This window comes from Neorhizobium sp. BT27B (genome assembly GCF_050455485.1).
Classification (GTDB): domain Bacteria; phylum Pseudomonadota; class Alphaproteobacteria; order Rhizobiales; family Rhizobiaceae; genus Neorhizobium.
Genome location: NZ_JBCIYT010000003.1, coordinates 378,045 through 404,328 on the forward strand (window position 1 = coordinate 378,045; position 26,284 = coordinate 404,328).

A 26,284-nucleotide genomic window follows, 5' to 3' on the forward strand; every position below is an offset into this window, starting at 1 on the left:
TCTGCCATGCGCGGGGTTGCGCCGTGCGGGTTTGTTAACGCCTCCCGGAGGCTCTGGTTAACGAAAGTAAACGATTTATTAACCTTAATGGCGCTTAAATGGGCGCCTATCGGAAACGGTTGGAATCATGCCGCGAAAGTTTCGCACAAGCGTTGATCTTCAACCTTGAGTGATTTCCTTGGGAGTGGTTTATGAGTGGCAAGCATGTGGCTGTTTTGATGGGAGGTTTCTCCTCCGAGCGGCCCGTCAGTCTGTCTTCCGGCAATGCCTGTGCCGATGCTCTCGAAGGTGAGGGCTACAAAGTCACACGCGTCGATGTCGATCGCAATATTGCCGCCGTCCTGGCGGAATTGCGTCCCGATGTCTGCTTCAATGCGCTTCATGGTCCGTTTGGTGAAGATGGTACCATTCAGGGCATCCTCGAATATCTCGAAATTCCCTATACCCATTCCGGCGTATTGGCGTCGGCGCTGTCGATGGACAAGCAGCAGGCCAAGCATGTCGCCAAGGCCGCCGGTGTTCCCGTTGCTGAAGCCAAGGTGTTGAACCGTTTCGACTTCGGCAGTGCGCATCCGATCAAGCCCCCTTATGTCGTCAAGCCGGTACGCGAGGGGTCGTCCTTCGGCGTCGTTATCGTGAAGGAAAATCAGGCGCATCCGCCGCAGATCATCGGCTCGTCCGAATGGCGTTACGGTGAGGAGGTCATGGTCGAGCGTTACGTCTATGGTCGCGAATTGACCTGTGGTGTGATGGGCAATGTGGCGCTCGGCGTCACCGAAGTGGTGCCTAATGGCGACACCTTCTACGACTATGACGCAAAGTACGCCGCGGGCGGCTCTACCCATGTCATTCCGGCACGAATTTCACCGAATATTTACCAAAAGATTCAATCATTGGCACTCAAGGCGCACCTGGCGATGGGTTGCCGTGGCGTGAGTCGGTCGGACTTTCGTTACGACGATCGTTTCTCCGAAAACGGTGAGGTCATCTGGCTGGAAGTCAATACGCAGCCGGGCATGACCCCAACCTCACTGGTGCCCGAAATGGCCGCTCATGCCGGTCATTCCTTTGGTGATCTCGTCCGTTGGATGGTGGAGGACGCTTCTTGTTCGCGATGAACGGCAAAAGGGCAGATGGGGCGCGTAATCCTTACGAGGATGGCCCTGTTGCGGACGATCGGATGGTGCTGCCGCGCCCTCTGCGTCGTGTCGTGCGCTTTTGCGTCAGTCTTGCGACTGGCCGCATCGATATTCCGCGCCATGCCGGGACGGTTGCCACATTCGGTTTCTTCGCAGTTGTCGGCCTCTACGGCATGTCGGTCGGCGGTCATACGCAGACGGTGGCGCAGGCGACAACGGCCGCTGCCGGTTTTGCCATCGAGGACGTGCGTGTCTCCGGCAACAGCCAGACATCGGAAATCGATATTCTTCAGCTGCTCGGTCTCGACGGCACGACCTCGCTGGTCGCGCTCGATATCGAACTGGCACGCCGCCAGCTGTCCGAGCTTCCCTGGGTGGCCTACGCGGAAGTGCGCAAGGTTTATCCGCGCACGATCGAGGTCATGCTCAAGGAGCGCGAGGCATTCGGTATCTGGCAGCATGGCAGCGAACTCTCGCTGATCGAAAAGAGCGGCGCCATCATCGCGCCTCTGCGCGACAACAAGTTCGCTTCGCTGCCTCTCTTCGTTGGTCGTGATGCGGAAAAGGCCGCGTCGGGTTTTGAAGATGAGATGGCGGAATGGCCGGAGCTGAAGCTGCGTGTTCGCGCTTTCGTTCGTGTTGCCGGCCGCCGCTGGGACCTGCATCTCGACAACGGCGTCGTCGTCAAGCTGCCCGAAGAAAATGTCGGCGGCGCGCTGAAGCGTCTCGCCAAGTTCGAAGCCAATCAGCAGATGCTGGAGCGTGATGTCGCAGCCGTCGATCTCCGCCTTCAGGATCGCACCACAGTACAGTTGACGGCCGATGCCGCAGAACGCCGCCAGCAGGCGGTTGCGGCGCGCGCCAAAGCGTTGAAGAAAGCAGGGGAAACGTGAGCCTGTTCGGATCATCCAATCTCGGTCTGCCGCGCCTGAAGCCTTTGTCTTCCAAGCGCAGTCACGTCGTTTCGGTTCTCGATATCGGATCGAGCAAGGTCGTGTGCATGATCGGCCGGCTTACGCCGCGTCAGGAAAGCGAAGTCCTGCCGGGCCGGACTCATCATGTCGAAATCATCGGCATCGGCCACCAGCGTTCGCGTGGCGTCAAGTCGGGCGTTATCGCTGATCTGGATGCGGCGGAAAGCGTCGTGCGCCTCGCCGTCGACGCCGCCGAGCGCATGGCCGGTCTCACCATCGACAGCCTGATCGTCAATGTTTCGGCCGGTCGTCTGGCCAGCGATGTCTACACCGCCACCATCGATCTCGGTGGTCAGGAAGTGGCCTCCGGCGACCTGCGCAAGGTGATGATCAATGCAAGCCAGCTGTCGCAGCGTCAGGATCGCGTCATCCTGCATTCGCTGCCGACCGGTTATTCGCTCGACGGCGAGCGCGGCATCCGCGATCCGCTGTCGATGTATGGCGACACACTCGGTGTCGACATGCATGTCGTCACTGCCGAACGCGCTGCGATCCGCAATCTCGAACTCTGCGTCAACCGCGCGCATCTGTCGGTCGAAGGTCTCGTTTCGACGCCTTATGCCAGCGGTCTGGCGGCTCTGGTCGATGACGAGGTCGAACTCGGCTGCGCTGCCATCGACATGGGCGGCGGCACCACCACAATTTCCGTCTTTTGCGAAGGCAAGCTGGTTCACACCGATGCCATCGGTCTGGGCGGCCACCACATCACGACCGACCTTGCGCGCGGTCTTTCGACCCGAATCGAAGACGCCGAGCGCATGAAGGTCGTTCACGGCTCCGCCATCTCCACTGGTGCCGACGACCGTGACCTGATTTCGGTTGCGCCGATCGGCGAGGACGACCGTGATCAGCCTACCCAGATCCCCAAGGCTCTGGTCACCCGTATCGTTCGCGCGCGCCTCGAAGAGACGCTCGAACTGATCCGTGACCGCATACAGAAGTCGGGTTTCAGCCCGATCGTCGGCAAGCGAGTCGTTCTGACCGGTGGCGCCAGCCAATTGACCGGTTTGTCGGAAACAGCGCGCCGAATCCTTGCCCGAAACGTCCGAATCGGGCGTCCTATGGGCCTGTCGGGTCTTCCGACCGCAGCAAAGGGACCGGCCTTCTCGACAGCGGCCGGGCTGATGATCTACCCGCAGGTCGCCGGTCTGGAGACGCATGCGGCAAACGGCGGTTTCGCGTCGGGCCTGGTCAGCGGCAACGGCCGGCTGGCGCGAATGGGGCAGTGGCTGAAGGAAAGTTTCTGACACACCGGTTTCGCACCAGCGTGTCGAGGTAAGCAGGAATCAACGGCGGCGTGGCGACGCTGCCCAAGGATTAAGAAGGAACGGTTACATGACCATCAATCTGAACAAGCCGGACATCACCGAGCTGAAGCCTCGGATCACCGTGTTCGGCGTCGGCGGCGGCGGCGGCAATGCCGTCAACAACATGATCACCGCTGGCCTCGAAGGTGTTGACTTCGTTGTTGCCAACACTGATGCCCAGGCCCTGACCATGACCAAGGCCGATCGCATCATCCAGATGGGTGTGCAGGTCACCGAAGGTCTCGGCGCGGGTTCGCAGCCGGAAGTCGGCCGCGCTGCTGCGGAAGAGTGCCTCGATGAAATCCTGGATCATCTCCAGAACACCCATATGTGCTTCGTCACTGCCGGCATGGGCGGCGGCACCGGCACCGGTGCTGCTCCGGTCGTGGCTCAGGCCGCCCGCAACAAGGGCATCCTGACCGTCGGCGTCGTCACCAAGCCGTTCCACTTCGAAGGCGCGCGTCGCATGCGTCTGGCCGAGCAGGGCATCGAGGAACTGCAGAAGTCGGTCGACACGCTGATCGTCATTCCTAACCAGAACCTGTTCCGCATCGCCAACGACAAGACGACCTTTGCCGACGCATTTGCGATGGCCGACCAGGTTCTCTATTCCGGCGTTGCCTGCATTACCGACCTGATGGTCAAGGAAGGCCTCATCAACCTCGACTTCGCCGACGTTCGCTCGGTAATGCGCGAGATGGGCCGCGCCATGATGGGTACGGGTGAAGCTTCCGGTTCGGGCCGCGCCATGCAGGCCGCCGAAGCCGCGATCGCCAACCCGCTGCTCGACGAAACCTCGATGAAGGGCGCACAGGGCCTGCTGATCTCCATTACCGGTGGTCGCGACCTTACCCTGTTCGAAGTCGACGAAGCCGCAACCCGTATCCGCGAAGAAGTCGATCCGGACGCCAACATCATCCTCGGTGCCACGTTCGACGAAGCGCTCGAAGGCATCATCCGCGTTTCTGTCGTTGCCACCGGCATCGACCGCAGCATGGGTCAGGTCGATCTGCGTGCCGCTGCAATGCAGGCAGCCCAGAAGCCGATTATCCGTCCTTCCGCGGCCGTTGCTCCGGCTCCGGCCGCAGTGCAGCCTGCCCAGTATCAGGCACCCCGCGCGATTGCCCCGGCTCCGGTTGACCCGATTGCCGAGACCATCCGTCACGCCGAATCCGAAATGGAACGCGAACTGGCCATCCCGGCCGCTCCCGCTCCTGTTGCGCCGGCACCGGTTGCCCAGGCCGAAGAGTTCCGTCCGCAGAGCCGCATTTTCGGTGCTGCTCCGGTCGAAGCTCCGCGTGCCACGCCGGTTCAGCAGTCTTACGCCGCTCCGCAGCAGCCTTCCTATGCCGCCCCGCAGCAGCAGGCTCCTGTCGCTCCGCAGCCGGCACCTGCACCGCGCATGATGCAGCCGGAAGCGCCGGTCATGAGCCAGCCGATGGTTCGCGACACGGTCGAGCAGGTTCGCATGCCGCGCGTCGAAGACTTTCCGCCGGTCGTGAAGGCCGAGATGGATCATCGCGCCCAGCAGTCGCAGCCGGCACATGAAGAACGTGGTCCGATGGGTCTCCTGAAGCGCATCACCAACTCGCTCGGTCGTCGTGACGAAGAAGAGCAGGGTTCGGGCGAAATGATGCAGGCTCCGGCCGCCTCCTCGCAGCAGCGTCGCGCGCTGTCGCCGGAAGCAAGCCTCTACGCACCGCGTCGTGGCAACCTCGATGATCACGGCCGCAACACTCCGCGTGCAGGTGCTCATCACGAAGACGATCAGCTGGAAATCCCGGCCTTCCTGCGCCGCCAGTCCACCTGATCGACCTTTAAATAAATGCTGTTGAAAAGGCCCGGATCCTGCGATCCGGGCCTTTTCACATTTCGTTGCAAAAGCGGAAAATTGTTGAGCATCTCCCTGTACTTGGCTTCGTAACAATCCGAAACGAACAGTGATTTGAGATGTACCGCGCGGACACGTATCTAGATGATCAAGAGACCATGAATCGCGGTTTGTTAATTCAAACGGATTTATGGGCAAGGATCCCGGACCGCCACGGATTGGCAGGGCCGGTTCAATAAAGGCATATGAAATGAGCATCGAACTTCTCGGTTTCCAGACCACTATCGCTTCGCCCGTCACCCTTTCGGGTATCGGCGTGCATTCGGGAAGCCAGGTATCGATCACCTTCCAGCCGGCTGACGCCGGCACCGGCATCATTTTCTCGCGTACGCTTTCCGACGGCACCGCCGCCGAATACCGCGCCGTGTCCTCGCAGGTCGGCAATACCGATCTCTGCACGGTCCTCGGCACCAATATGGCGCGTTCCGTTGCAACCATCGAACACGTCATGGCAGCAATCTATGCACTTGGCCTCGACAACCTGATCGTTGAAGTCGAAGGCGCCGAAATGCCGATCATGGACGGCAGCTCTTTTCCTTTCATCGAAGCGATCGAACAGGTCGGCATCGTCAATCTCGGTGTGAAGCGTCGTTATATCCGCGTCATCAAGCCGGTTCGCATCGATGCCGGCGCTTCGTGGTCGGAATTCCGCCCTTATGACGGCACGCGTTTCGAAGTCGAAATCGATTTCGATTCGCCGCTGATCGGTCGCCAGTCATGGAAGGGTGACCTGACCGCGTCCGTGTTCCGTGATGAGTTGTCTCGCGCCCGTACTTTCGGTTTCATGCGTGATGTCGAGCGCCTCTGGGCCGCCGGTTACGCACTCGGCTCGTCGCTCGAAAATTCGGTCGTCATCGGTGACGATGACACCGTCGTCAACGTCGAGGGTCTGCGTTACGCCAAGGACGAATTCGTTCGTCACAAGACGCTCGATGCTGTCGGCGATCTGGCGCTTGCCGGCGCGCAGTTCATCGGCTGCTACCGTTCCTATCGCGGCGGTCACAAGATGAACGCCAATGCGCTCAAGGCACTGCTCAGCGATCCGACGGCTTACGAGATCGTCGAGGCACCTGCGCGCAGCCAGCGTGTTCGCGCCAGCGCGTTCGTTCCGGTCAACGTTCCGGAATTCGCTCCCTGGGTTGGCTGACCTCGGGATCGACTCCAAACTCCAGTCCAATTGGCCGTCCCTGTGGACGGCCTTTTTCTTTTTTGTTGTTTTTACGGTAATTTAAGTAACGCCACTGCCACAAAATTGCGCGAATGGGCCATCATTGCGTTGCCCTCATGCTGCTTTTATGGCTAGAACGCCTGTCAGGGCGGTGGCTCTTTTTATCGCGTGGCAATCGGGAACTATTGCATGGCAAATGTCAGGTCTTCTGTAATCGGGAAATCGGCCCGCATCGCGGCCATCTCCCTCGTGCTGGCAGGTGCCGGCATGACCGTGACGGCCTGCGGCACGGACCCGGATATCGACATCACGAAACTCGGCCTTGCCACCGATCCGCCGGAGCAGCTTTACAATCAAGGTCTGGCCAATATGAAGGCCGGTAATATGGGCGAGGCGGCACGCAAGTTCGACGCCATCGACAAGCAGAACCCGTTTACCGAATGGGGCCGCAAGGCGCTGGTGATGGTGACCTTCGTCAACACACGCCAGAACCGCAACGACGAAGCGATCGCATCGGGTAACCGTTACCTGAAGCAGTATCCACGTTCGGCCGACACCGCTTATGTGCAGTATCTCGTTGGCCTGTCCTATTCCAAGCAGATCAGCGACGTGACGCAGGACCAGCGCGCCGCATCGCGCACGATCGAGGCCATGACCAAGGTGGTCAAGGAATACCCCGATTCCGAATATGTCGACGACGCACAGGCAAAGATCCGTTTCGCCCGCGACCAGCTCGCCGGCAAGGAAATGCAGATCGGCCGTTATTACCTCGAGCGCAAGGAATACCTTGCTGGCATTCAGCGCTTCCGGCTCGTCGTCGAACAGTACGGCAACACCAATCAGGTCGAGGAAGCGCTGGCACGTCTGGTCGAATCCTACTACGCCATGGGTATCGCCGAGGAAGCACAGACCGCTGCTGCCGTTCTCGGCCGCAACTATCCGGACAGCCAGTGGTATGCCGATAGCTACAAGCTGCTGAAGGGTGGCGGACTTGAGCCGCGTGAGAACCGTGGCTCGTGGATTTCGCGCGCAGCTGTCAGGCTGGTCGCCGGCAGCGATTCCTGATTTTGACGGCAGGCGGTTTTAGGGCAGGTAAGGCCGGATCGAGGTAACATGCTGATCCAGTTGTCGATCCGCGATATCGTCTTGATCGAGCGGCTGGATCTCGATTTCGAGGCCGGCCTTTCGGTGCTCACCGGTGAGACCGGTGCCGGCAAATCCATTCTTCTCGACAGTCTGTCGCTGGCGCTCGGTGGGCGCGGCGATGGCGGGCTTGTGCGCCATGGCAGCGACAAGGGGCAGGTGACCGCCGTTTTCGATATCGGCATGGATCACCCCGCCCGTCTGCTGCTGCGCGAAAACGGCCTCGATGACGATGGCGACCTGATTTTTCGGCGCGTGCAATCGGCCGATGGCCGCACCAAGGCTTCCGTCAACGACCAGCCGGTCAGCGTGCAGATGATGCGCCAGCTCGGTCAGTTGCTGGTCGAGATCCATGGCCAGCACGACGATCGCGCGCTTGTCGATACCAATGCCCATCGCACCCTGCTCGACGCCTTTGCAGGCCTTAGCGACGAGGCTTTGCAGGTGTCCGTTCTCTACCGCACATGGAAGGATGCCGAGCGCACCCTGAAAAGCCACAGAGCCCGCGTGGAGGCCGCAGCCCGCGAAGCCGATTACCTGCGCTCCTCGGTCGAAGAGCTACAAATCCTGTCGCCGCGAGACGGCGAGGAAGACGAGCTTGCTGACAACCGCGCCCGCATGCAGAAATCCGAACGCATTGCCGGCGACATTTCCGAAGCCTCCGAATTCCTGAACGGACACGGATCGCCGGTACCGTTGATCGCCTCGATGGTGCGACGTCTGGAGCGCAAGAGCCACGAAGCGCCGGGTCTGCTGGAAGAAACCGTCGAACTGCTCGACCAAGCGCTCAACCATCTCTCCAACGCCCAGATGGAAGTGGAGGCGGCTTTGCGCCGCACCGAATTCGATCCGCGCGAACTGGAGCGTGTCGAGGAGCGGCTGTTTGCGCTTCGCGCCGCCGCCCGCAAATATTCGGTTCCCGTAACCGAACTGCCGGCGCTTGCCGAAAAAATGATCGCTGATCTCGCCGATCTCGATGCCGGCGAGGAAAAGCTCGGCAAGCTGGAGAAGATTTCGGAAGCCGCTAGGGTAACCTTCGATCAGGCGGCCGTTGCGCTCTCCAAAAAACGCCAGAAGGGCGCTTCGGCGCTGTCCGATGCCGTCATGGCCGAACTTCCGGCCCTCAAGCTGGAACGCGCGCGTTTCATGGTCGAGGTGACGACCGATGCCGAATCAGCGACTGCCGACGGCATCGATACGGTCGAATTCCACGTCCAGACCAATCCCGGCACGCGTCCCGGCCCGATCATGAAGGTTGCCTCGGGCGGCGAGCTTTCACGCTTCCTGCTCGCCTTGAAAGTTGCACTTGCCGATCGCGGTTCTGCGCCAACGCTGGTCTTCGATGAAATCGACAGTGGTGTCGGCGGTGCGGTCGCGGATGCGATCGGTCAGCGGCTGAAGCGGCTATCCAGCACGGTTCAGGTCCTCTCTGTGACCCACGCACCGCAGGTCGCCGCCCGCGCCGCCACCCATATGCTGATCTCAAAGGGACCGGCCGGCGACGGATCGGACAAGATCGCCACGCGCGTCGCCACCATGACGCCGGAACACCGCGCCGAAGAGATCGCCCGCATGCTGTCGGGCGCGTCCGTCACCGCCGAGGCGAGGGCGGCTGCGGCGGCGCTGCTGGCCGCCGAAGGCTGATTTTTTCCGTTTATTCCGCCGGTGCGGCCACGCCGCCGGTGTTCCGCGATGGTCCCGCCATGCGCGACAACACCTCGTCCTTCCAGACGAAACGGTGAATGATCACCATGGCGATATGGCCGCCGATCATGGTCAGCAGCGTCCAGGCGAGCGTGCCGTGCAGCAGCCGTGCAGGTGCCACCATCCAGTCCACCCGCTCGCCGCCTTTCGCCATGATTTCCAGCCCGTAGAGTGTGAGGCCCCATTCCGAACCGAAGGCACGCAGCAGTGCCATGCCGGGCACGGCCAGCATCAGCAGATAGAGCAGGATATGGCCGGCGCGGGCGGCAAGGCCCAGAAGCCCATGTTCATGCGCCGGGCGGTCCTTCAGGTTGTAAAAGCCCCACAACGCCCGAACTGCCGCCATGATGAGAATGGTGACACCGAGCGAGCCGTGCGTGCCGTTCAGGGCGTCCGTCAGCCATGAGCGTCCAAACAGCCGGCCAAGCACCAGGCCGGAAAACTGCCAACAGAGAAGAAACGCCATTGACCAGTGAAACAGCCGGGTCACCAGACCGTAGCGTAATCCCGTATCCCGCCAGCGATGCGCCATGGCCATTCCCCGAAAATTGCTGCTTGTGAACCTGATTGTTTGAGTTGGGTATTACGATGCTGCGCCGCAACGCGTCCAGACGGACGCGGACACATGCAGCCGGGTTTCCCAAACTTCTTCGTGAGTTTTGGGCGAGCCTCAAGCCTCGGCTGCTTCCAATCTGCGGCGATTGCACTAGAAAAGCGGTGAAGATGGAGATTCCCGCATGGCCGCCGATCAGACAGCAATCGACACCCTGACAGAACAGACGGCGGCAGCCGAACTGGAGCGTCTGGCGAAGGAACTCGCCCATCACGACGCGCTCTATCACGGTAATGATGCCCCGGAAATTTCCGATGCCGACTATGACGCGCTGAAGCGCCGCAACCAGGCGATCGAGGAAAAGTTTCCGCAGCTGATCCGCGCCGATAGTCCGTCGATCAAGGTTGGTGCCGCACCGCTGCCGACCTTCGCACAGATCACCCATTCGCGGCCGATGCTGTCGCTCGACAACGCCTTTGCCGACGACGACGTGCGCGATTTCGTCAATTCCGTCTATCGTTTCCTCGGCCAGCTGCCGGACAACTCGATTGCCTTCACGGCCGAGCCGAAAATCGACGGGCTATCGATGTCGATCCGTTACGAGGACGGCATTCTCGTCAACGCGGCAACGCGCGGCGACGGCACGACCGGCGAAAACGTCACGGCCAATATCAAGACCATCAAGGAAATTCCGCAACGTCTGCCCAAGGGCGTGCCGTCAGTCGTGGAGGTGCGCGGCGAGGTCTATATGGCCAAGACCGATTTTATGGCGCTCAACGCCGAGATGGAAGCGCAAGGCAAGCAGCTTTACGTCAACCCGCGCAACACGGCGGCCGGCTCGCTGCGCCAGCTCGACGCCAAGGTGACGGAAAGCAGAAAACTGAAGTTTTTTGCCTATGCCTGGGGCGAGATGTCCGAACCCAACGATCTGCCGAGGACGCAGTTCGAGATGGTGCAGACTTTTCGGCACTGGGGTTTTCCGGTCAATGATCTGATGAAACGCCTGACCTCGCTGGACGACATCCTGGCGCATTACAACGAGATCGGCCTTGCCCGTCCGGACCTCGATTACGATATCGACGGCGTCGTCTACAAGGTCGACCGGCTCGACCTGCAGGCCCGCCTCGGTTTCCGCTCACGCTCGCCGCGCTGGGCGACGGCCCATAAATTCCCGGCCGAGCAGGCGTTCACGACTGTCGAAAACATCGACATCCAGGTTGGTCGCACGGGTGCATTGACCCCGGTTGCCCGCCTCACGCCAATTACCGTCGGCGGCGTCGTTGTCACCAATGCGACGCTGCACAATGCCGATTACATCGAAGGCATCGGCAATTCCGGCGAGCGCATTCGTGAGGAAGGCCACGATATCCGCATCGGCGATACCGTCATCGTGCAGCGGGCAGGGGATGTCATCCCGCAGGTGCTGGACGTGGTGCTGGAGAAGCGTGCGGCAGACGCGAAGAAATATCCGTTTCCGACCGAGTGCCCGATCTGCAAAAGCCATGCAGTGCGGGAGAAGAACGAAAAGACCGGCAAACTCGATTCGGTTACCCGCTGCACCGGCGGTTTCGTCTGCCGCGCGCAGGCGACCGAGCACCTGAAACATTTTGTCTCGCGCAATGCCTATGACATAGAAGGTTTTGGCACCAAGCAGGTCGATTTCTTCTTCGAGGCCGAAGATCCGTCTTTGCAGATCCGCACCGCGCCGGACATCTTTACGCTGAGGAAGCGGCAGGAAGCCTCGCCGTTGATGAAGCTGGAAAACATCGACGGTTTCGGCAAGGTCAGCGTCAAAAAATTGTTCGATGCCATCGATGAGCGCCGCTCCATCGCGCTCCACCGCTTCATCTATGCGCTCGGCATCCGCCATGTCGGCGAGACCACGGCAAAGCTGCTTGCCCGCCACTACGGCACCTATGAGGCCTTGGAGCAGGCGATGAAGGAGGCGGCAGACCTTTCCGGCGACGCCTGGAACGATCTCAACAATATCGAGGGCATTGGCGAAATCGTCGCCCGCGCCATCGTCGAGTTCTTCAAGGAGCCGCGCAATCTCGATGTCGTCGACCGGCTTCTCAAGGAGGTGACACCGCAGGCGGCCGAACAGGTGGCGGCCTCCGACAGCCCGGTCGCCGGCAAGACGGTGGTGTTCACCGGTTCACTGGAGCGTTTTACCCGTGATGAGGCGAAGGCGCGTGCCGAAGGTCTGGGCGCCAAGGTGGCCGGCTCGGTTTCCAAGAAGACGGATTATGTCGTTGCTGGCCCCGGCGCCGGTTCCAAGCTCGACAAGGCAAGGGAACTCGGCGTCGAGGTGATGACGGAAGACGAATGGCTGATCTTCATCGGCGGCTGAGGATCAGCTTTTCAGCCGTGCCATCGTTAAGGCATCGACATAACGGCCATCGCGGAAGGCAAACTGTTTGAGGCAGCCCTCGGTGACAAAACCGTGCCTTTCGTAAAGCCGGATTGCGGCTTCGTTATCGGTGAAGACCGTCAGTTCGACGCGGTGAAGATCCAGCCAGTTATCGGCAATATCGAGCACCGCCTTCATCAAAGCCGATCCGACGCCACGTCCGGCAAATTCGTCATGCACGCCCATGCCGATCGTCGCGGCATGACGGCGGCGCGGGTTGCCGGCGGGACTGAGGCCGATGTCGCCGATCGTGCGGCCGTCATGCTCGGCCATCAGACGATAGGCGCCGGCGCTCGGGCTTTCCAGATAACGCCGGATTTCCGCCACAGTATGAAAGGGCGTGCGCAGGGTTCCGTAGCGATAGCCCGGCAGATTATGCAGCGCGGCAATTGCTTCCGCGTCGTTCGGACTGGCCGCGCGGATTTCCACGTCCTCGAGCCGTCCGGCTCGGGGCGGTTTTTCATCAATGTCCTGCTGACTGTTCATCTCTGCTCTCCTTGGCTTTTGCCGAAGGCAGAGCGGACGCAACCGAACCCTGCCATCATGCGGCAGGGTGGTGACGGATGACCGGCTAACGCGCCAAACCCGCCACGCGCCCTGCAGGGCGAATGGTCACGGTAAGGTGGGTGAGGATGGCGCGGTTGGTCATGGCGATATCAGGCCGCAAAACTGCGATACGGTCAAGTCGCGAAATGTGGTCGACTTGAAATGTTCCCGAAATGGGAATATGTTCAGCCATGCAGGTGATTGCGAAATCGAGCCTAAGGACGTTTTGGGAGCGCCATCCGCAGGCGCACGAGCCATTGTCGCTGTGGCACAAGGCAGTCAGCAAAGCCGAATGGCATGGACCTGCCGATGTGAAGCGCATGTTCGGCAATCGCGTGGATTTTATTGCCGACAACCGACTGATTTTCGATATCGCCGGCAACAAATATCGGCTGATCGTGCACGTTGCCTATCCGTATGGGCGCGTACTGATCAAGTTTGTGGGAACGCATGCCGACTATGACAGGATCGATCCGGAGACGATTTGATGGACAATATCAGGCCGATCAGAAACGATGACGATCTCGAATGGGCGGTGGCCGAGGTCGCCGCCTATTTCGAAGACCCGCCGCCGAAGGGAAGTGCGGACGCGGATCGTTTCGACGTCCTGTCCGATCTCATCGAAGCCTATGAGAACCGCAGTTTTCCGGCCGATAATCGCGAGCCTGTCGAATTTCTGCTCGGCTTCATGGCGTTGACCGGCCGTAGCCAGAAAGACCTTGCCGAACTTCTCGGTTCTCGTTCGCGTGCTTCCGAAATCCTCAACCGAAAACGCGCACTGACTGTCGAGATGATCCATAAGCTCTCGACGGAGTGGGGATTGCCTGCTGATTGTCTCGCCAAGCCCTATTCGCTGGCTGCGGCCTGACGGCAAAACGCTTCCCCGAATCACCCCATCCATCCTAAAACGCCCCAACATCGCCACCCGGAACCGCGCATTTGAAAACCATCGCCATCGATTTCGAAACCGCCAACGAGCAGCGTGGCAGCGCCTGTTCGGTCGGTCTGGCGTGGATCGAGAACGGCAAGGTGGTGCGGGTGGAGGAGCGGCTGATCCGGCCGAAGGACATGCGGTTTTCCTCTTTCAATATCGCCATCCATGGCATCCGGCCGGAGCAGGTCGAGGACGCGGGCGAGTTTCCCGAGGTGATGGACGAATTCGCCGATGATTTTGCCGGCGCCACCATGATTGCCCACAACGCCTCCTTCGACTTTTCCGTCTGGCGGGCCTGCCTCGATCAATACCGGCAGGCTTATCCGCAGCTCTCCTATCTGTGCAGCGTGAAGATGGCGCAGAAGGTGTGGCCGCATCTCGGTTCGCACAAGCTGAACATTCTGGCGCAGCATCTGGGCCTGAATTTCCTGCACCACAATGCGGCCGAAGATGCCGCCATCTGCGCGCAGGCGTCGATTGCCATTGCGCGGTCGCTGAACGTGGCTGAGATCCGCGATATCGCGCCGGCGATCGGCATGCGCACCGGCCGCCTGTTTGCCGGCGGTTACGACGCCTGCACGCTGCGCAAGCAGTAAACGCCCGCGCTCACTTGCAAGCGGCCCGGCAAACCTTATCTCTCCTCACGGATCGTTGATCGGAGATTTTTCAAATATGGGCCGCCATCTTGTTTCACTCGCCTCAGCCGCTGCTGTTTTCGTCGGCATATTTGCCGCCCCCGCTTTGGCCGAAGTGGTTGGCGAGGTCGGTGTGGACTGGATCGGCAATGACATCATCGTCGAGGCCGTGCCGGATCCGGCCGTCAAGGGCGTCACCTGCCACGTTACCTATTTCGACCGCAGCATGATCGACCGCCTGAAGAACGGCAACTGGTTCGAGGACCCGTCCAACAGTTCCATCGCCTGCCGCCAGACCGGCCCGATCGAGATCGGTGACATCGAACTCGACAAGGGCGGTGAGGAAGTTTTCAGGCAGGGACGTTCGCTGATCTGGAAGGATCTGCTGGTCAAGCGCATCTACGACAAGACCAATGACACGCTGATCTATCTGGCACATTCGCGCCGGGTGGTCGAAGGCTCTGCCAAGATGGCGATTTCCACCGTGCCGCTTTACGGTCAGCAGGTCACATGGACCAAGGGCAAGCCCGCGCCTTGAGCGTTTACCTATGACGAAAACAAAAACACCCGCCGTGTCGCCACGGCGGGTGTTTTTTCGATGGGATATGGCGATCGATCAGGCGGCTTCGCGCGTCAGTTCGTCGGCAATCACGGTGTCGAGGTTGAGGAAGCAGACCATGGTCTTTTCCAGCGCGACGATGCCGCGGCAGAATGCGCGCTGGCCTTCCGGGATGATTTCCGGCGCCGGCTGCAGGTCTTCGCTCTTGATGGTCATCATGTCGGAAACCTGTTCGACCAACAGGCCGACCAGCTTGCCGGCGATGTCGGTGACGATGATGGCGGCGCGCTCGGAAGGCTCCGTCATCTTCATGCCGAGGCGGCAGGCCATGTCGATGACCGGGATAACCGCGCCGCGCAGGTTGATCAGGCCCAGAACGTAAGGCGGGGTATGCGGCATCGGTGTCACCGGCGCCCAGCCGCGGATTTCGCGGATCGCCATGATGTCGATACAGAATTCCTGGTCGCCCAGATGGAAGGAGACGATTTCGAGATAAGCTCCCGACTGCTTGATGGCATTGCTCATGGCGATCATCCTGATTTCGTTGGGCACACGCTCTCAGACGCGGGTTAAACTTCCCCTAATCTTTGTGGCGAACCCGCCTTTTTCTGCTGTCTGGCAGACTAAAAAGCCTGTTATACTGATTGCATGCATGACAACGCACCATCATTGCGCCTTCCCATTCTTCTCGCCGGTCTTTTGCTGGCGGGTGGGCTGCTGATTCTGTGTATCGCCGGCTGGCTGCAATACGGGCCGGAGATTTTTATCGCCATGGCTGAAACCGGCATGGCCTGGTGCCTGTGAAGCTTTGCTTGCCTGCCTGCGGCGAAAAGCCCACCTTCTCATAAAAACAGCCAGTTGATTTGCGCCTTTGCATCACTGAGGCTATCTGCAACATATCATTCTTTGCACAGGCATGCGGGCCACCTTCTCATGAAGACTTTTCGGATCGTTCTTTGGATCGCCGTCGTGATGCTGGCCGGCGTGCTCGGCTGGCTGACCTTCGAGGTCACCGGCAAAACGCAGCAGGTCGCCGATGCTCCGTTCGGCGTGCCGTTCGAACTGGTGGCGCAGGATGGCAAGCCGATTACCGAAAAGGCGTTTCAGGACAAACCGACGGCTCTGTTCTTCGGCTTTACCCATTGCCCGGAAGTCTGCCCCACGACGCTTTATGAGCTGAACGGCTGGCTGGAAAAGGTCGATCCGGACGGTTCCCGCATCAATGCCTATTTCGTTTCCGTCGATCCCGAACGTGATCCGCCGGAACTGCTTGGCCAATACATTTCCAATGTCAGCAAGCGCATCACCGGCATTTCCGGCGATCCGCAAAAGGTCGCCGACATGGTCAAGGGCTACAAGGTCTATGCGCGAAAAGTGCCGGTGGATGAAAAACAGCCGAACGGCGAATACACGATGGACCACACGGCCTCTGTTTTCCTGCTCGACAAGGGCGGCCGTTTTTCCAAAACAATCGCCTATGGCGAGAACCCCGACAGCGCGGTTAAAAAGCTTCAGAGCCTGATTGGCGGCTGAGCTTTTCCCGCGCGGGCTTGAAGCGGAGCGGTCTTGTGTGGCATGGCTGGCCGCACATTGAAATCTAAGGACCAGGCCGTGAGCGAAATCCGCCTCTATGTCTCCACCACCGAAAAGAAGGCGGAGCAGATCCTCGACATTCTGTCCTTCTGCTTCGGCGAAGAGGATTTTGCCGTCGGCACGACGGAAATCGACGAGAAGAAAGATATCTGGGAAGCCTCGGTCTATATGTTGGCCGAGGATGAGGCCGAGGTGCATGAACGCATCAGGGACGCATTGTCGGAAGAATTTCCCGATGCCGTCATCGAGCGCGAAATCATCCCGGATATCGACTGGATCGCCAAGTCGCTGGAAGGTCTGAAACCCGTCAGGGCAGGGCGCTTTCTCGTACATGGCAGCCATGACCGCGACAAGGTGCGCTCCGGCGATATCGCCATCGAGATCGATGCGGGTCAGGCGTTTGGCACAGGCCATCACGGCACCACCGCCGGCTGCCTCGAAACCATCGAACGCGTGCTGAATGCCGAAAACCCGAGGAATGCGCTCGATCTCGGCACCGGTTCAGGCGTGCTTGCCATCGCGGTCAGAAAACTGCGGCCGATGATCCCGGTTCTGGCGACCGATATCGATCCCGTCGCCGTGCGTGTGGCGCGTGAAAACGTTCGCCGCAACGGCATTGCTTCCGGCATCGCGCTCGAAACCGCACCGGGATTTCATTCCCCGGCCTTCGATCGTTACGGACCGTTCGATCTGATCATCGCCAACATTCTGGCGCGTCCGCTGATCAAGATGGCGCCGCAACTGGTCAATCATCTGTCGCCGGGCGGCTCGGTCATCCTGTCGGGCATTCTGGCCGAACAGCGCTGGAAGGTGATTTCGGCTTATTCCGGCGCGGGTCTCGCGCATGTGCGCACCATCTGGCGCAATGGCTGGGTGACGATCCATCTCTCCAGTCGCTGATGGCGTGACGTAACGTTCACCGGATATAAAAAAGAGGCGGCACTTTCATGCCGCCTCTTGCTGGTTTGCTGCCAGCGTCTCGCGAACCCGGGAGGGGAGGCTCAAGCGAGAAATTCTGTTCGTTGAGGTGCCGAAAAACCTGCGCTCAGAGCTTTGAGCGATCGCGCAGCAATTCTTCGCGGCTTGTGCCAAAGTTCTTCAGTGTGCGGTCGTCGAATTTCATCAGTGTGTCATTGATGAAAATGTCAGCCTGATGCTTGCGCGCTGCGGCTGCACGGTTGAAGGCGTTGCGGAAATAGGAAATGGCCATCGATCTCGTCCTTGGGCTGGGTGTCGCCGCTGTGTCTGGGGAGAATATAAGACAATCCTGATTGCCTAGTGAGTAGGCTCATTTCATTTGTGTCATGCGCTGAGCGCATGTCTTGGCATTCGCGCGGCTGCGTTCTGCGGCTCCGGCAACAATATCGCCATGGCAGGATGGTAAATTTCGCTTTCACTGGCGATCACGGCGCGAAATTGATTAAGTGTGGCCAGCCGTTTTTTGTGAATCACATCACCTGGAATATTGCCATGTTTCAATCCTTCGACAGCACGTCCATGCCGCAGTTCGGTCGCGAACGCGTCAATGCCATCCGCGCCCGTTTCGACGATCTCGGCATCGATGGTTTCCTCGTGCCGCGTGCCGATGAATATCAGGGCGAATACGTGCCGAAATCCGCCGAGCGCCTGTCGTGGCTGACCGGTTTTACCGGTTCGGCCGGTATTGCGCTCGTCACTCGATCTCAGGCGGTGGTGTTTGTCGACGGTCGTTACGTCACCCAGCTGGCCGAACAGGTGGATGGCACGGTCTTTACCGGCGGTGATCTCGTCAACGAGCCGCCGCATCTGTGGCTGCCGGCGCATGCGCCAAAAGGCTTTCGCCTCGGTGTCGATCCGTGGCTGCATGGCGGTGCGGAAGTGAAAAAACTTGCCAAGGCGGTGTCCGAAATCGGCGGTACGATCGTGCTTCTCAATGAAAACCCGCTCGATACGGCTTGGACGGATCGTCCGGCCGAACCGCTCGGTGCCGTTGCCGTGCAGCAGGAAGCCCATGCCGGCAAACCGGCTGCGCAAAAGATCGCCGAAATCGCCGCGAGCTTGAATGCCAAGGGGCTGGCTGCGGCGCTGATCGCCGATCCGTCCTCCGTCGCCTGGATTTTTAACGTGCGTGGCGCCGACGTGCCGCACACGCCGCACCCGCTGTCGCGTGCGCTGATCTCCGCCGAGGGCAAGGCCGAACTCTTTATCGATGAGCGCAAGCTCGGCACGGAAGCCCGCGCTCACCTGCAGCCTTTGACGGCGCTTCATGCCCCGGCAGCGCTCACAGGCCGTATCGGCGCCTATGCAGCCGATGGCGGCCGTATTCTCGTCGATCCCGAACTGACGGCGCTGTCCCTGATCATCGCCATCGAGGTGGCCGGTGGCACGGTCGTTGACGGCACCGATCCGGCTCGCCTGCCGCGTGCCATCAAGAACGAGGTCGAGCTGAAAGGCTCGGCCGATGCGCATGTGCAGGATGGCGTCGCCATGGTCGAGTTCCTGTATTGGCTCGATCAGGCGCAGCCCGGCTCGCTCACCGAAATCCAGGCCGTCAAGGCGCTGGAGGCGGTGCGTGCCCGCATCGGCCAGTCGATGCAGAACCCGCTGCGCGATGTGTCCTTCGACAGCATTGCCGGTGCCGGCGAACATGCCGCCATCATGCATTACCGTGTCACCAGCGAAAGCGACCGCACGATCGAGGCCGGCGAACTGTTTCTGATCGATTCGGGCGCTCAGTACATCAACGGCACGACCGACATCACCCGTACGGTGGCAGTCGGTGCTGTGCCGGAGGACCGCAAACGTTTCTTCACGGTGGTGCTGAAGGGCATGATCGCCATCAGCACGGCGCGTTTCCCCAAGGGCACGCGTGGCTGCGACCTTGATCCGCTGGCGCGCATCGCGCTGTGGAAGGCAGGCGGCGATTTCGCTCACGGCACCGGCCACGGCGTCGGATCGTATCTCTCTGTGCATGAAGGCCCGCAGCGCATCTCGCGGCTTGCGACGCAGGAACTGCTGCCCGGCATGATCCTGTCGAACGAGCCGGGTTATTATCGCCCCGGCCACTATGGCATCCGCATCGAGAACCTGATTTTTGTGCGTGAAGCGGAAGAGATTGCCGGCGGCGACATGGCCATGCGCGGTTTCGAGACGCTGACCTGGTGCCCGATCGACCGCCGTCTGGTGGTCGCATCGCTGTTGACATCGGAAGAGCTGGAATGGCTGAACGCCTATCACGTCACCGTGCGTGAAAAGCTGTCGCCTTTGATCACCGATACTGCCGTGCAGGCATGGCTGGAAACGGCAACGGCGCCGATCGCGGCCTGATCAGAGACCGAGACCCAGACCATAACGGGCGGCCATCACGGCCGCCCATCCGACGGCCAGCAGGGTGAGGCCTGGAAAACGCAGGCCCACCACCAGCGCCACCACCATGGCGATCTTGATATCCCAGCCACCATATACGAAGGGCGGCGCTACCAGCGTCGTCAGAACGGCAGCCGGCACGGCGTTCAGCGCCGATTCCAGCCGTGGCGGAATCTGCTTCATGCTGCTCATCAGAATGTAACCGCCGATGCGGGTGAAATAGGTGGCGATCGCGGCGACCACGATCAGCAGGGCCGTGTTCGGATCGATGGAGAGGGCGCTCATCTGGTTTTCCATCTCACATGGCCTCCTTTTCCATCTCTGACACATCCGGCTGCGCATGTGTCTTCGGTGGCGGCAGGATGGTGGCGACGATAATGCCCAGAACCGCGCCGACACTGATATGCCAGGGCGAGCCGATAAAATGGAAGGCGACGACGGAGCCGACCGCACCCGCCAGCATCACCGGCACAAAGTTGTGACGGCTGCGAAAACCCATGGTCAGGCCGAGAAAATAGACCGGCAGAAGCACATCGATGCCGAGCGCCTTCGGATCGCCGATCATCCGGCCGAAATAGGCGCCGATCACGGTTGTTATCACCCACGACACCCAGATCACTGCACCCATGGCAAAATACCAGCGGAAGGTCGCCGCCTTGCCCGCTTCCTCGCGCTTCACCGTTTCGGCGAATTGCGGATCGACCAGCAGGAAAAAGGACAGCCAGCGCTGGATATGCGGATAACGGCCGATGATGGTGGCAAGTGCTGCCGAATAGAGGATATGGCGAAAATTGACCGCCAGAATGGAGAGCACGATCACCCATGCGGCGACTTGATGACCAAACAGCTCGATACCGACCAGCTGGCTGGCGCCGCCATAAACAAGGCCGCTCATCAGCGCTGCCTCGCCGATGCTGAACCCGTTATCGACGGCAATGGCGCCGAACAGGACGCCGAAAGGGGCGGAGGAAATGGCCACCACAGCCCCCTTTTTGAGGCCGCTCGTCAACTGCTCATGTCTGTCCATATGCCGTTCCCCTGCGCCGCGATTCCCGCGTTTTTCTTGGAAACTAGCGTGTAGAAGCCACACCATTCGCTGGCAATCGAATTGCGCTTATTCAATCCATCGATTTCGTTGATCGGTCGGGCAGGGCGGCTCACGTGAGGTGATGCCGCAACGTAAAGCAGTCTCAGTCAGCCAGGATCTCGTCGCTGGTGACGATACCGACGCCGCGTGCCCGCATTTCCTCGATCGCATCCTTGACGCCCTGCGGATCGATGCCGCGGCTGGCATCGGAGACGAAGCGAACTTTCACATCCGGCAGCATGTCGCGCGCGTCCAGCGCCGAAAATTTCACGCAATAGTCGGTGGCCAGCCCGCAGACATCGAGTTCATTGACGAGTTGTGCCTTCAGATATCCCGCAAGGCCGGTCAGTGCGGCATGATCGTTGTCGCGGAAAGCCGAATAGCTGTCGACGGCAGGGTTCTCACCCTTCTGCTGGATGTAATCGACGTCATCCATCTCAAGATCGGGGTGGAATTCGGCATCGACCGTTTCCTGCACGCAATGGTCAGGCCACATGACCTGCGGCTCACCGGAAAGTTTGCCCATCTCGAAAGCCTTCTTGCCGGGATGCTGAGAGGCAAAGCTGCCGTGGTTGGCGGGGTGCCAGTCCTGCGAGGCGACGATCACGTCATATCCGCCCTCGCGGATCAGTCGGTTGGCCACCGGCACCACCGCATCGCCATCCGGAACCGCCAGATTGCCGCCGGGGCAAAAACCGTTCTGGATATCGATCAGCAACAGCGCCTTCATGACGTTTCTCCCTCAAGCCACTCGTCTTTTCGCGGCGCCATCGTCCATGGGGCGACGCACTCAGCTTGCTGAAGTCTAAAGCGGATCAGTGTCAAAGGGAACCGTTTCCGCCGCTGGCGGTATTCGCTGTTCGGATGGTGGATGCGTGGGCCGTAGTGAAGTGATCATGTCTTGATAATTCTCAAAAATGCGTTTCGGATAGGCGTGCATTCTCCCGTGTGAATGATCGAAGCAAGATGAATCCCATTCGCGTCAATCTTGCCGAAAATCTTGCCTCGAAAGCGTTTGCCGTCCACCCTATAACCACTCCAGTTTCAGGAGTTTTTATATGTCCTTATCCGTTTCCCCCGCCGAACCGCGCGCGGGTCTGCCACTTGGCGCGCCCGGCATCGGCGCACTTCTCGTCCTCGTTGCCGGCACGCTGGCACTCGGCGCCACTTACGGCCCGGCGCAGGGCGCGCTGTTTCTCGTCGGCGGCGCACTCGGCATTTCGCTGTATCATGCCGCTTTCGGCTTCACCTCCGCCTGGCGCGTGTTCATCGCCGAGGGCAGGGGGCGCGGCCTGCGCGTGCAGATGATCCTGCTGGCGCTCGCCGTCATCCTGTTTTTTCCCTTCCTTGCCAGCGGCACGCTGTTCGGCAATGAAGTGCGTGGGAACATTTCTCCTGCCGGTCTCGGCGTCATCGCTGGCGCCTTCATGTTCGGCATCGGCATGCAGTTGGGTGGCGGTTGTGCCTCCGGCACGCTGTTTACCGCCGGCGGCGGCAATGCCCGCATGCTGGTGACGCTGTTTTTCTTCATCGTCGGTTCGCTGATCGGCACGATGCATACCGGCTGGTGGGCCTCCCTGCCGTCGCTGCCACCGACGGCTTTGTTCCAGACTTTTGGTGCTGCCGGTGGCATTGCCGTCTCGCTTGCCATTTTTGGCGCGATCGCGGCCATCACCGTCTTCGTCGAAAAGAAGCGCAATGGCGCGCTCGAACAGGCGCCGCCTTCGCCGCGGCACGGTTTTGCGCGTTATCTGCGCGGTCCCTGGCCGCTGGTGTTCGGTGCGATTGCGCTTGTCATCCTCAATTTCGCAACGCTTGCCATCGCCGGTCGTCCATGGGGCGTCACCTCGGCCTTCGCGCTCTGGGGCGCCAAGGGCGCGCAGCTGATCGGTATCGACGTGGCCTCGTGGCCGCACTGGCAGCAGCCGGGCAATGCCAAGGCGCTGGCGCAGAGCGTGTTCGCCGATGTCACCTCGGTCATGGACTTTGGCATCATCGCTGGCGCCATGCTGGCGGCGGCGCTTGCCGGTAAATTTGCGCCGAGCCTGGACATTCCACTGCGCTCGATCTTTGCGGCCGTCGCTGGTGGTCTGCTGCTCGGTTATGGCGCGCGCATTGCGTATGGCTGCAATATCGGCGCCTATTTTTCAGGCATTGCATCCGGCAGCCTTCACGGCTACCTTTGGGCCGTGGCAGCCTTTGCGGGCAATGTCATCGGCGTGCGTCTGCGCCCATGGTTCTTCATGGAGCGGCGGAACGTTCTGCGGACAGACGGTTAGTGGGCCTGGGGAGCGGCTCGTTAATCATGATCTGCCGCTCCAGCGCCGCATTTTGGCTAAATTTTCGTCCGTAATCGACTGTATTAGCGCGGTCGAATACGGGTCGGGGATCGAAATCAGGGGCGGCGTCAACATTTTGGTTACCATAATTCGGCATTCTCTTCGTCAACCGGTGATCGATGGTTCTGGGGCTTTGAGTCTCCAGCCATGCGTTTCACCCGATTTCGGTGGCGCAGCGTTCGGTCGCGCCCCCGGTTTGCGTAGAGTGTTCGGGTAACCAGTATGGCGCTGACGATAGACAGTTTCGAAAATCCTTATGAGCGCCCCGCCGGCAAAAAAGCTGGCCACAAGGCCAAGGCTGGCAAGGGCAAATCAAAAGCCGCTTTCCTCGGTACCGTCATTCTCGGCGCAACGCTGCTCGGCGGCGTCTGGGTCGGCGCGGCGGTTCTGTCGGTCGGCAAGATGGCCGGCACGACGGGTCTGACCCCGCAGCCAAAATTCCAGACAGTTCTGTCCATGCGTGTCGCCTCGCCGGTGCCGGTCGAGCAGAACCATCTGCTGTCCGCACAGGCCGATCCGCAGCGCCTGATCAATGTTTCCAAATTTTCGCGGATCCCGACAACGGTCGATCCGAAGGCGGGCCGCCTCGAAGGCGCCGAAGCCTCGGTGATGGCGGCTCTGCGTCCGCACGATGATGCTGTGCGTGGCGGTCTCGATGCCGCACTGGCGAAGGCGGCACAGAAGGCGAAGTCTGCCGACGACGAACGCCAGTTCGCCGCCTTGATGGCTGCCCGGCCGGATGCCGATGCAATTCGCAATGCGCTGATGCCGGCCATGGAAAATATCGTTGCCGTCGCGCCGCGCGGCGAAATGCCGGATGTCTTTCAGGATGTCACGCCGGCCACCACCGTTGCCGAGCTGAACACTATCGAACCTGTTGAAGTCGAGGCCGTCGAGCTTGCTTCCGCCGAACCGGTTGCGCCTGCCAAGTCGACTGAGCTTGCTCTAGCCGATGCCCTGCCGAAAAATGGCCCGATGCCGTTTGGCCGTCCGGAAACAGCAAAAGTGGTTGCCGCTGCCAAGCCGACGACCGAGAATGCCACACCGCGCAGCGGTCTCGATGCCATCGCTCGCGTTTCGCCGCAGAAGCCGGCGCGTGACGAAAAGCCCGACACGGTTCTCGCCTACGCCAAGCCCGATAATCCGATGCGTCAGACGGCACCGTCTGCTCCGTCGCGTTCGGCGCCCAACTGGCCGGGCATCGGCACTAAGGTTGCGGTCTACGACATCACCAACGCCACCGTGTACATGCCGGATGGCAGCAAGCTCGAAGCCCATTCCGGCATCGGCAAGCTGCGTGACGACCCCAAGATGACGCATGTGAAGATGAAGGGCCCGACGCCCGCCGGAACCTACAGGCTGTCGATGCGCGAATCGCTTTTCCACGGCGTTGCCGCCATCCGTCTGAACCCCGTCGATGGCAAGAACCCACTCAACCGTACAGGTCTTCTCGCCCACAGCTACCTGCTTCGTACCCGTGGCGACAGCCATGGCTGCGTTGCCTTTGCCCAGTACGACAAATTCCTGGCCGCCTTCCGCCGCGGCGAAGTCACCCATATGGTGATCGTCGATGAATGGAACGGCAAGCGCCCCGGTCGCGGCACGTCCTCCGGCAAGACGCTGGTCGACCTGTTCCGCGGCAATAACGACGCCTGAAACCAGGCGCCGACAGATGAAAGCGCCGCCCGAGAGGGTGGCGTTTTGCGTTTTCAGGCATGCAGATGTTTGCATTTTGTAACAGGATGAAAAGCGCACTTGACGATTGCCTTGCATGGTCGCGATTATCCGTCACGCCCAAATCAAGCCACTTCGAATGCGACCGGAAAGCCCTGATAAATGCCGTTTCTGCCGTTCCTCGAATACCGCGCCGCTTGGCGCTCTGCGCTACGCCGTTTGTCCCTGACCGGCCGGCGCCGCATCATTTCCGCCGCCGCCCTTGCGGTCACAGTCAGCCTGTTTGCTGCGGGCGGCGTCTCGGCGCAGGCAGAAAGATCGTTCGGCGTAGCGTCCGCCTGCCGTGCCGATTATCGACAGTTCTGCCGTGGCATGCGTCCCGGCGGCGGAGCTATCGCCGCTTGTCTTCGGGAACACCACGCTTCCCTGTCTGCCGGTTGCGCCACGGCACTCGAGGCCGCCAATGCCGATCGCCGTCGCGGTGGGCCGGTCAGTGAAGCGACCCGGCTGCCGGAGGGCGTGCGCATCCAGCATGATATCGCCTATGGCCCGGCGGCGGAGCAGCGTCTTGATCTCTACCGGCCGGACAGATTGCCCAGCGATGCGCCGGTCATCGTCATGGTGCATGGCGGCGCCTGGGCGCTCGGATCGAAATCGGCCGCCAATGTAGTCGACAACAAGGTGGCGCACTGGCTGCCCAAGGGCGTGATTTTTATCTCCGTCGAAACGAGGCTCCTGCCGAAGGCCGATCCACTGCAGCAGGCGCAGGATGTGGCGGCAGCCCTTGCCTTCGTGCAGGACAAAGCCGTGTCATGGGGCGGTGATCGCCGAAAAATCGTCCTGATGGGGCATTCGGCCGGCGCCCATGTCGCCATGCTGGTCACCGCCGATCCGGACCTTCAGGCTGCGGCAGGGGTAAAGCCGTGGCGTGCCACGGTGGCACTCGACAGCGGCGCCTATGATGTGACAGCGTTGATGCGTGCCGGCCACGCCCGCCTGTTCGACCGCGCTTTCGGCAAGGACCCCGCTTTCTGGGAGAAGACCTCACCGCTGGCCCAGATGAATAAGGCCGGGAGCATACCACCGGTTCTGCTTGTCTGCTCCAGCCTGCGCCGCGTCTCCTGCGATCAGGCCCGCGCCTTTGCGCAGAAGGCCGGCCCGAAGGCGGAAGTCCTGCCTGTGGCGCTGCGGCACGGCGATATCAATGCACGGCTTGGCACGCCGGGTATCTATACCGCCGATGTTGATGCGTTTCTGCGCCGGCAGGGGGTGAGGTAGAGGTT

The 26,284-nt window shown here is 60.7% G+C and carries 27 protein-coding genes; 19 read left to right on the forward strand and 8 right to left on the reverse strand.

Annotated elements, in window-relative coordinates; genetic code table 11:
- Positions 1–191 precede the first annotated feature (191 nt).
- The 7 genes from AAIH70_RS10500 to recN all read left to right on the forward strand — a co-directional run bounded on the left by AAIH70_RS10500 (position 192) and on the right by recN (position 9,266).
- The gene (locus AAIH70_RS10500; protein ID WP_132272182.1) at positions 192–1,118 is read left to right on the forward strand and encodes a D-alanine--D-alanine ligase; all 927 of its coding nucleotides are present in this window, start codon (positions 192–194) and stop codon (positions 1,116–1,118) included.
- Positions 1,115–2,032 (forward strand): cell division protein FtsQ/DivIB, encoded by a 918-nt coding sequence (locus AAIH70_RS10505; RefSeq protein WP_132272573.1) that lies wholly within the window; start codon positions 1,115–1,117, stop codon positions 2,030–2,032. Before AAIH70_RS10500 ends, AAIH70_RS10505 begins: the two co-directional genes overlap by 4 nt.
- Positions 2,029–3,360 carry a cell division protein FtsA gene (gene ftsA / locus AAIH70_RS10510; RefSeq protein WP_132272183.1) on the forward strand — a complete coding sequence of 444 codons (1,332 nt, stop codon included), beginning with the start codon at positions 2,029–2,031 and terminating at the stop codon, positions 3,358–3,360. Before AAIH70_RS10505 ends, ftsA begins: the two co-directional genes overlap by 4 nt.
- 88 nt (positions 3,361–3,448) lie before the next feature.
- Entirely contained in the window at positions 3,449–5,230 is a 1,782-nt protein-coding gene (ftsZ, locus tag AAIH70_RS10515) for a cell division protein FtsZ (protein ID WP_132272184.1), read from the forward strand.
- A gap of 271 nt (positions 5,231–5,501) precedes the next feature.
- Positions 5,502–6,458 carry a UDP-3-O-acyl-N-acetylglucosamine deacetylase gene (gene lpxC, locus AAIH70_RS10520; protein WP_132272185.1) on the forward strand — a complete coding sequence of 319 codons (957 nt, stop codon included), beginning with the start codon at positions 5,502–5,504 and terminating at the stop codon, positions 6,456–6,458.
- Positions 6,459–6,668: 210 nt separating this feature from the next.
- Positions 6,669–7,544, forward strand: a complete 876-nt coding sequence (locus AAIH70_RS10525; protein WP_132272186.1) for an outer membrane protein assembly factor BamD — start codon at positions 6,669–6,671, stop codon at positions 7,542–7,544.
- Between the two features lie 48 nt (positions 7,545–7,592).
- Positions 7,593–9,266 (forward strand): DNA repair protein RecN, encoded by a 1,674-nt coding sequence (recN, locus tag AAIH70_RS10530; protein ID WP_132272187.1) that lies wholly within the window; start codon positions 7,593–7,595, stop codon positions 9,264–9,266.
- 10 nt (positions 9,267–9,276) lie between these two features.
- Here the strand turns inward: recN and AAIH70_RS10535 are convergent, their stop codons facing one another.
- Positions 9,277–9,858, reverse strand: coding sequence for a cytochrome b (locus AAIH70_RS10535; protein WP_132272188.1), 582 nt, complete (start codon positions 9,856–9,858; stop codon positions 9,277–9,279).
- Between the two features lie 205 nt (positions 9,859–10,063).
- Here AAIH70_RS10535 and ligA point away from each other — a divergent pair, with 205 nt between their 5' ends.
- Entirely contained in the window at positions 10,064–12,229 is a 2,166-nt protein-coding gene (gene ligA / locus AAIH70_RS10540; RefSeq protein ID WP_132272189.1) for an NAD-dependent DNA ligase LigA, read from the forward strand.
- Between the two features lie 3 nt (positions 12,230–12,232).
- On the opposite strand, the gene AAIH70_RS10545 is transcribed toward ligA, so the two are convergent.
- Complete coding sequence (locus tag AAIH70_RS10545; RefSeq protein ID WP_132272190.1) at positions 12,233–12,775, reverse strand: GNAT family N-acetyltransferase; 543 nt, start codon at positions 12,773–12,775, stop codon at positions 12,233–12,235.
- Positions 12,776–12,860: 85 nt separating this feature from the next.
- Positions 12,861–13,028, reverse strand: a complete 168-nt coding sequence (locus tag AAIH70_RS10550) for a hypothetical protein (RefSeq protein ID WP_207908218.1) — start codon at positions 13,026–13,028, stop codon at positions 12,861–12,863.
- Here AAIH70_RS10550 and AAIH70_RS10555 point away from each other — a divergent pair.
- From AAIH70_RS10555 to AAIH70_RS10570, 4 genes are all read left to right on the forward strand, one after another.
- On the forward strand, positions 13,027–13,323 hold the full coding sequence (locus AAIH70_RS10555; protein WP_132272191.1) for a type II toxin-antitoxin system HigB family toxin: 297 nt from the start codon (positions 13,027–13,029) through the stop codon (positions 13,321–13,323). The genes AAIH70_RS10550 and AAIH70_RS10555 overlap by 2 nt on opposite strands.
- Positions 13,323–13,703: a helix-turn-helix domain-containing protein gene (locus tag AAIH70_RS10560; protein ID WP_132272192.1), complete on the forward strand. Its 381-nt coding sequence runs from the start codon at positions 13,323–13,325 to the stop codon at positions 13,701–13,703. The genes AAIH70_RS10555 and AAIH70_RS10560 overlap by 1 nt, the downstream gene beginning before the upstream one ends.
- 71 nt (positions 13,704–13,774) lie before the next feature.
- Complete coding sequence (locus tag AAIH70_RS10565) at positions 13,775–14,365, forward strand: 3'-5' exonuclease (protein WP_132272193.1); 591 nt, start codon at positions 13,775–13,777, stop codon at positions 14,363–14,365.
- Between the two features lie 76 nt (positions 14,366–14,441).
- Entirely contained in the window at positions 14,442–14,942 is a 501-nt protein-coding gene (locus AAIH70_RS10570) for a CreA family protein (protein WP_132272194.1), read from the forward strand.
- Positions 14,943–15,020: 78 nt separating this feature from the next.
- On the opposite strand, the gene AAIH70_RS10575 is transcribed toward AAIH70_RS10570, so the two are convergent.
- A complete protein-coding gene (locus AAIH70_RS10575; protein ID WP_132272195.1) occupies positions 15,021–15,488 on the reverse strand; it encodes a chemotaxis protein CheW in 468 nt (155 codons plus the stop codon).
- 144 nt (positions 15,489–15,632) lie between these two features.
- On the opposite strand from AAIH70_RS10575, the gene AAIH70_RS10580 reads away from it, so the two are divergent.
- The 3 genes from AAIH70_RS10580 (at position 15,633) to AAIH70_RS10590 (ending at position 17,456) form a co-directional block, all read left to right on the forward strand.
- The gene (locus AAIH70_RS10580) at positions 15,633–15,767 is read left to right on the forward strand and encodes a hypothetical protein (RefSeq protein WP_281033529.1); all 135 of its coding nucleotides are present in this window, start codon (positions 15,633–15,635) and stop codon (positions 15,765–15,767) included.
- 129 nt (positions 15,768–15,896) lie between these two features.
- On the forward strand, positions 15,897–16,496 hold the full coding sequence (locus AAIH70_RS10585; protein WP_132272196.1) for an SCO family protein: 600 nt from the start codon (positions 15,897–15,899) through the stop codon (positions 16,494–16,496).
- Between the two features lie 78 nt (positions 16,497–16,574).
- On the forward strand, positions 16,575–17,456 hold the full coding sequence (locus AAIH70_RS10590; RefSeq protein ID WP_132272197.1) for a 50S ribosomal protein L11 methyltransferase: 882 nt from the start codon (positions 16,575–16,577) through the stop codon (positions 17,454–17,456).
- Between the two features lie 145 nt (positions 17,457–17,601).
- Here AAIH70_RS10590 and AAIH70_RS10595 read toward each other — a convergent pair whose 3' ends face one another.
- The gene (locus AAIH70_RS10595; protein WP_165931937.1) at positions 17,602–17,766 is read right to left on the reverse strand and encodes a hypothetical protein; all 165 of its coding nucleotides are present in this window, start codon (positions 17,764–17,766) and stop codon (positions 17,602–17,604) included.
- 260 nt (positions 17,767–18,026) lie between these two features.
- On the opposite strand from AAIH70_RS10595, the gene AAIH70_RS10600 reads away from it, so the two are divergent.
- Positions 18,027–19,862: an aminopeptidase P family protein gene (locus tag AAIH70_RS10600; protein ID WP_132272198.1), complete on the forward strand. Its 1,836-nt coding sequence runs from the start codon at positions 18,027–18,029 to the stop codon at positions 19,860–19,862.
- On the opposite strand, the gene AAIH70_RS10605 is transcribed toward AAIH70_RS10600, so the two are convergent.
- The 3 genes from AAIH70_RS10605 to pncA all read right to left on the reverse strand — a co-directional run bounded on the left by AAIH70_RS10605 (position 19,863) and on the right by pncA (position 21,718).
- Positions 19,863–20,186, reverse strand: a complete 324-nt coding sequence (locus AAIH70_RS10605) for an AzlD family protein (protein ID WP_132272199.1) — start codon at positions 20,184–20,186, stop codon at positions 19,863–19,865.
- 13 nt (positions 20,187–20,199) lie between these two features.
- Complete coding sequence (locus tag AAIH70_RS10610; protein WP_132272200.1) at positions 20,200–20,928, reverse strand: AzlC family ABC transporter permease; 729 nt, start codon at positions 20,926–20,928, stop codon at positions 20,200–20,202.
- A gap of 163 nt (positions 20,929–21,091) precedes the next feature.
- Entirely contained in the window at positions 21,092–21,718 is a 627-nt protein-coding gene (gene pncA / locus AAIH70_RS10615) for a bifunctional nicotinamidase/pyrazinamidase (RefSeq protein ID WP_132272201.1), read from the reverse strand.
- 328 nt (positions 21,719–22,046) lie between these two features.
- On the opposite strand from pncA, the gene AAIH70_RS10620 reads away from it, so the two are divergent.
- From AAIH70_RS10620 to AAIH70_RS10630, 3 genes are all read left to right on the forward strand, one after another.
- Positions 22,047–23,267, forward strand: a complete 1,221-nt coding sequence (locus AAIH70_RS10620; RefSeq protein ID WP_132272202.1) for a YeeE/YedE family protein — start codon at positions 22,047–22,049, stop codon at positions 23,265–23,267.
- A gap of 282 nt (positions 23,268–23,549) precedes the next feature.
- Positions 23,550–24,983, forward strand: a complete 1,434-nt coding sequence (locus AAIH70_RS10625) for a DUF2778 domain-containing protein (protein ID WP_132272203.1) — start codon at positions 23,550–23,552, stop codon at positions 24,981–24,983.
- A gap of 180 nt (positions 24,984–25,163) precedes the next feature.
- Positions 25,164–26,279: an alpha/beta hydrolase gene (locus tag AAIH70_RS10630; protein WP_207908219.1), complete on the forward strand. Its 1,116-nt coding sequence runs from the start codon at positions 25,164–25,166 to the stop codon at positions 26,277–26,279.
- Positions 26,280–26,284 lie beyond the last annotated feature (5 nt).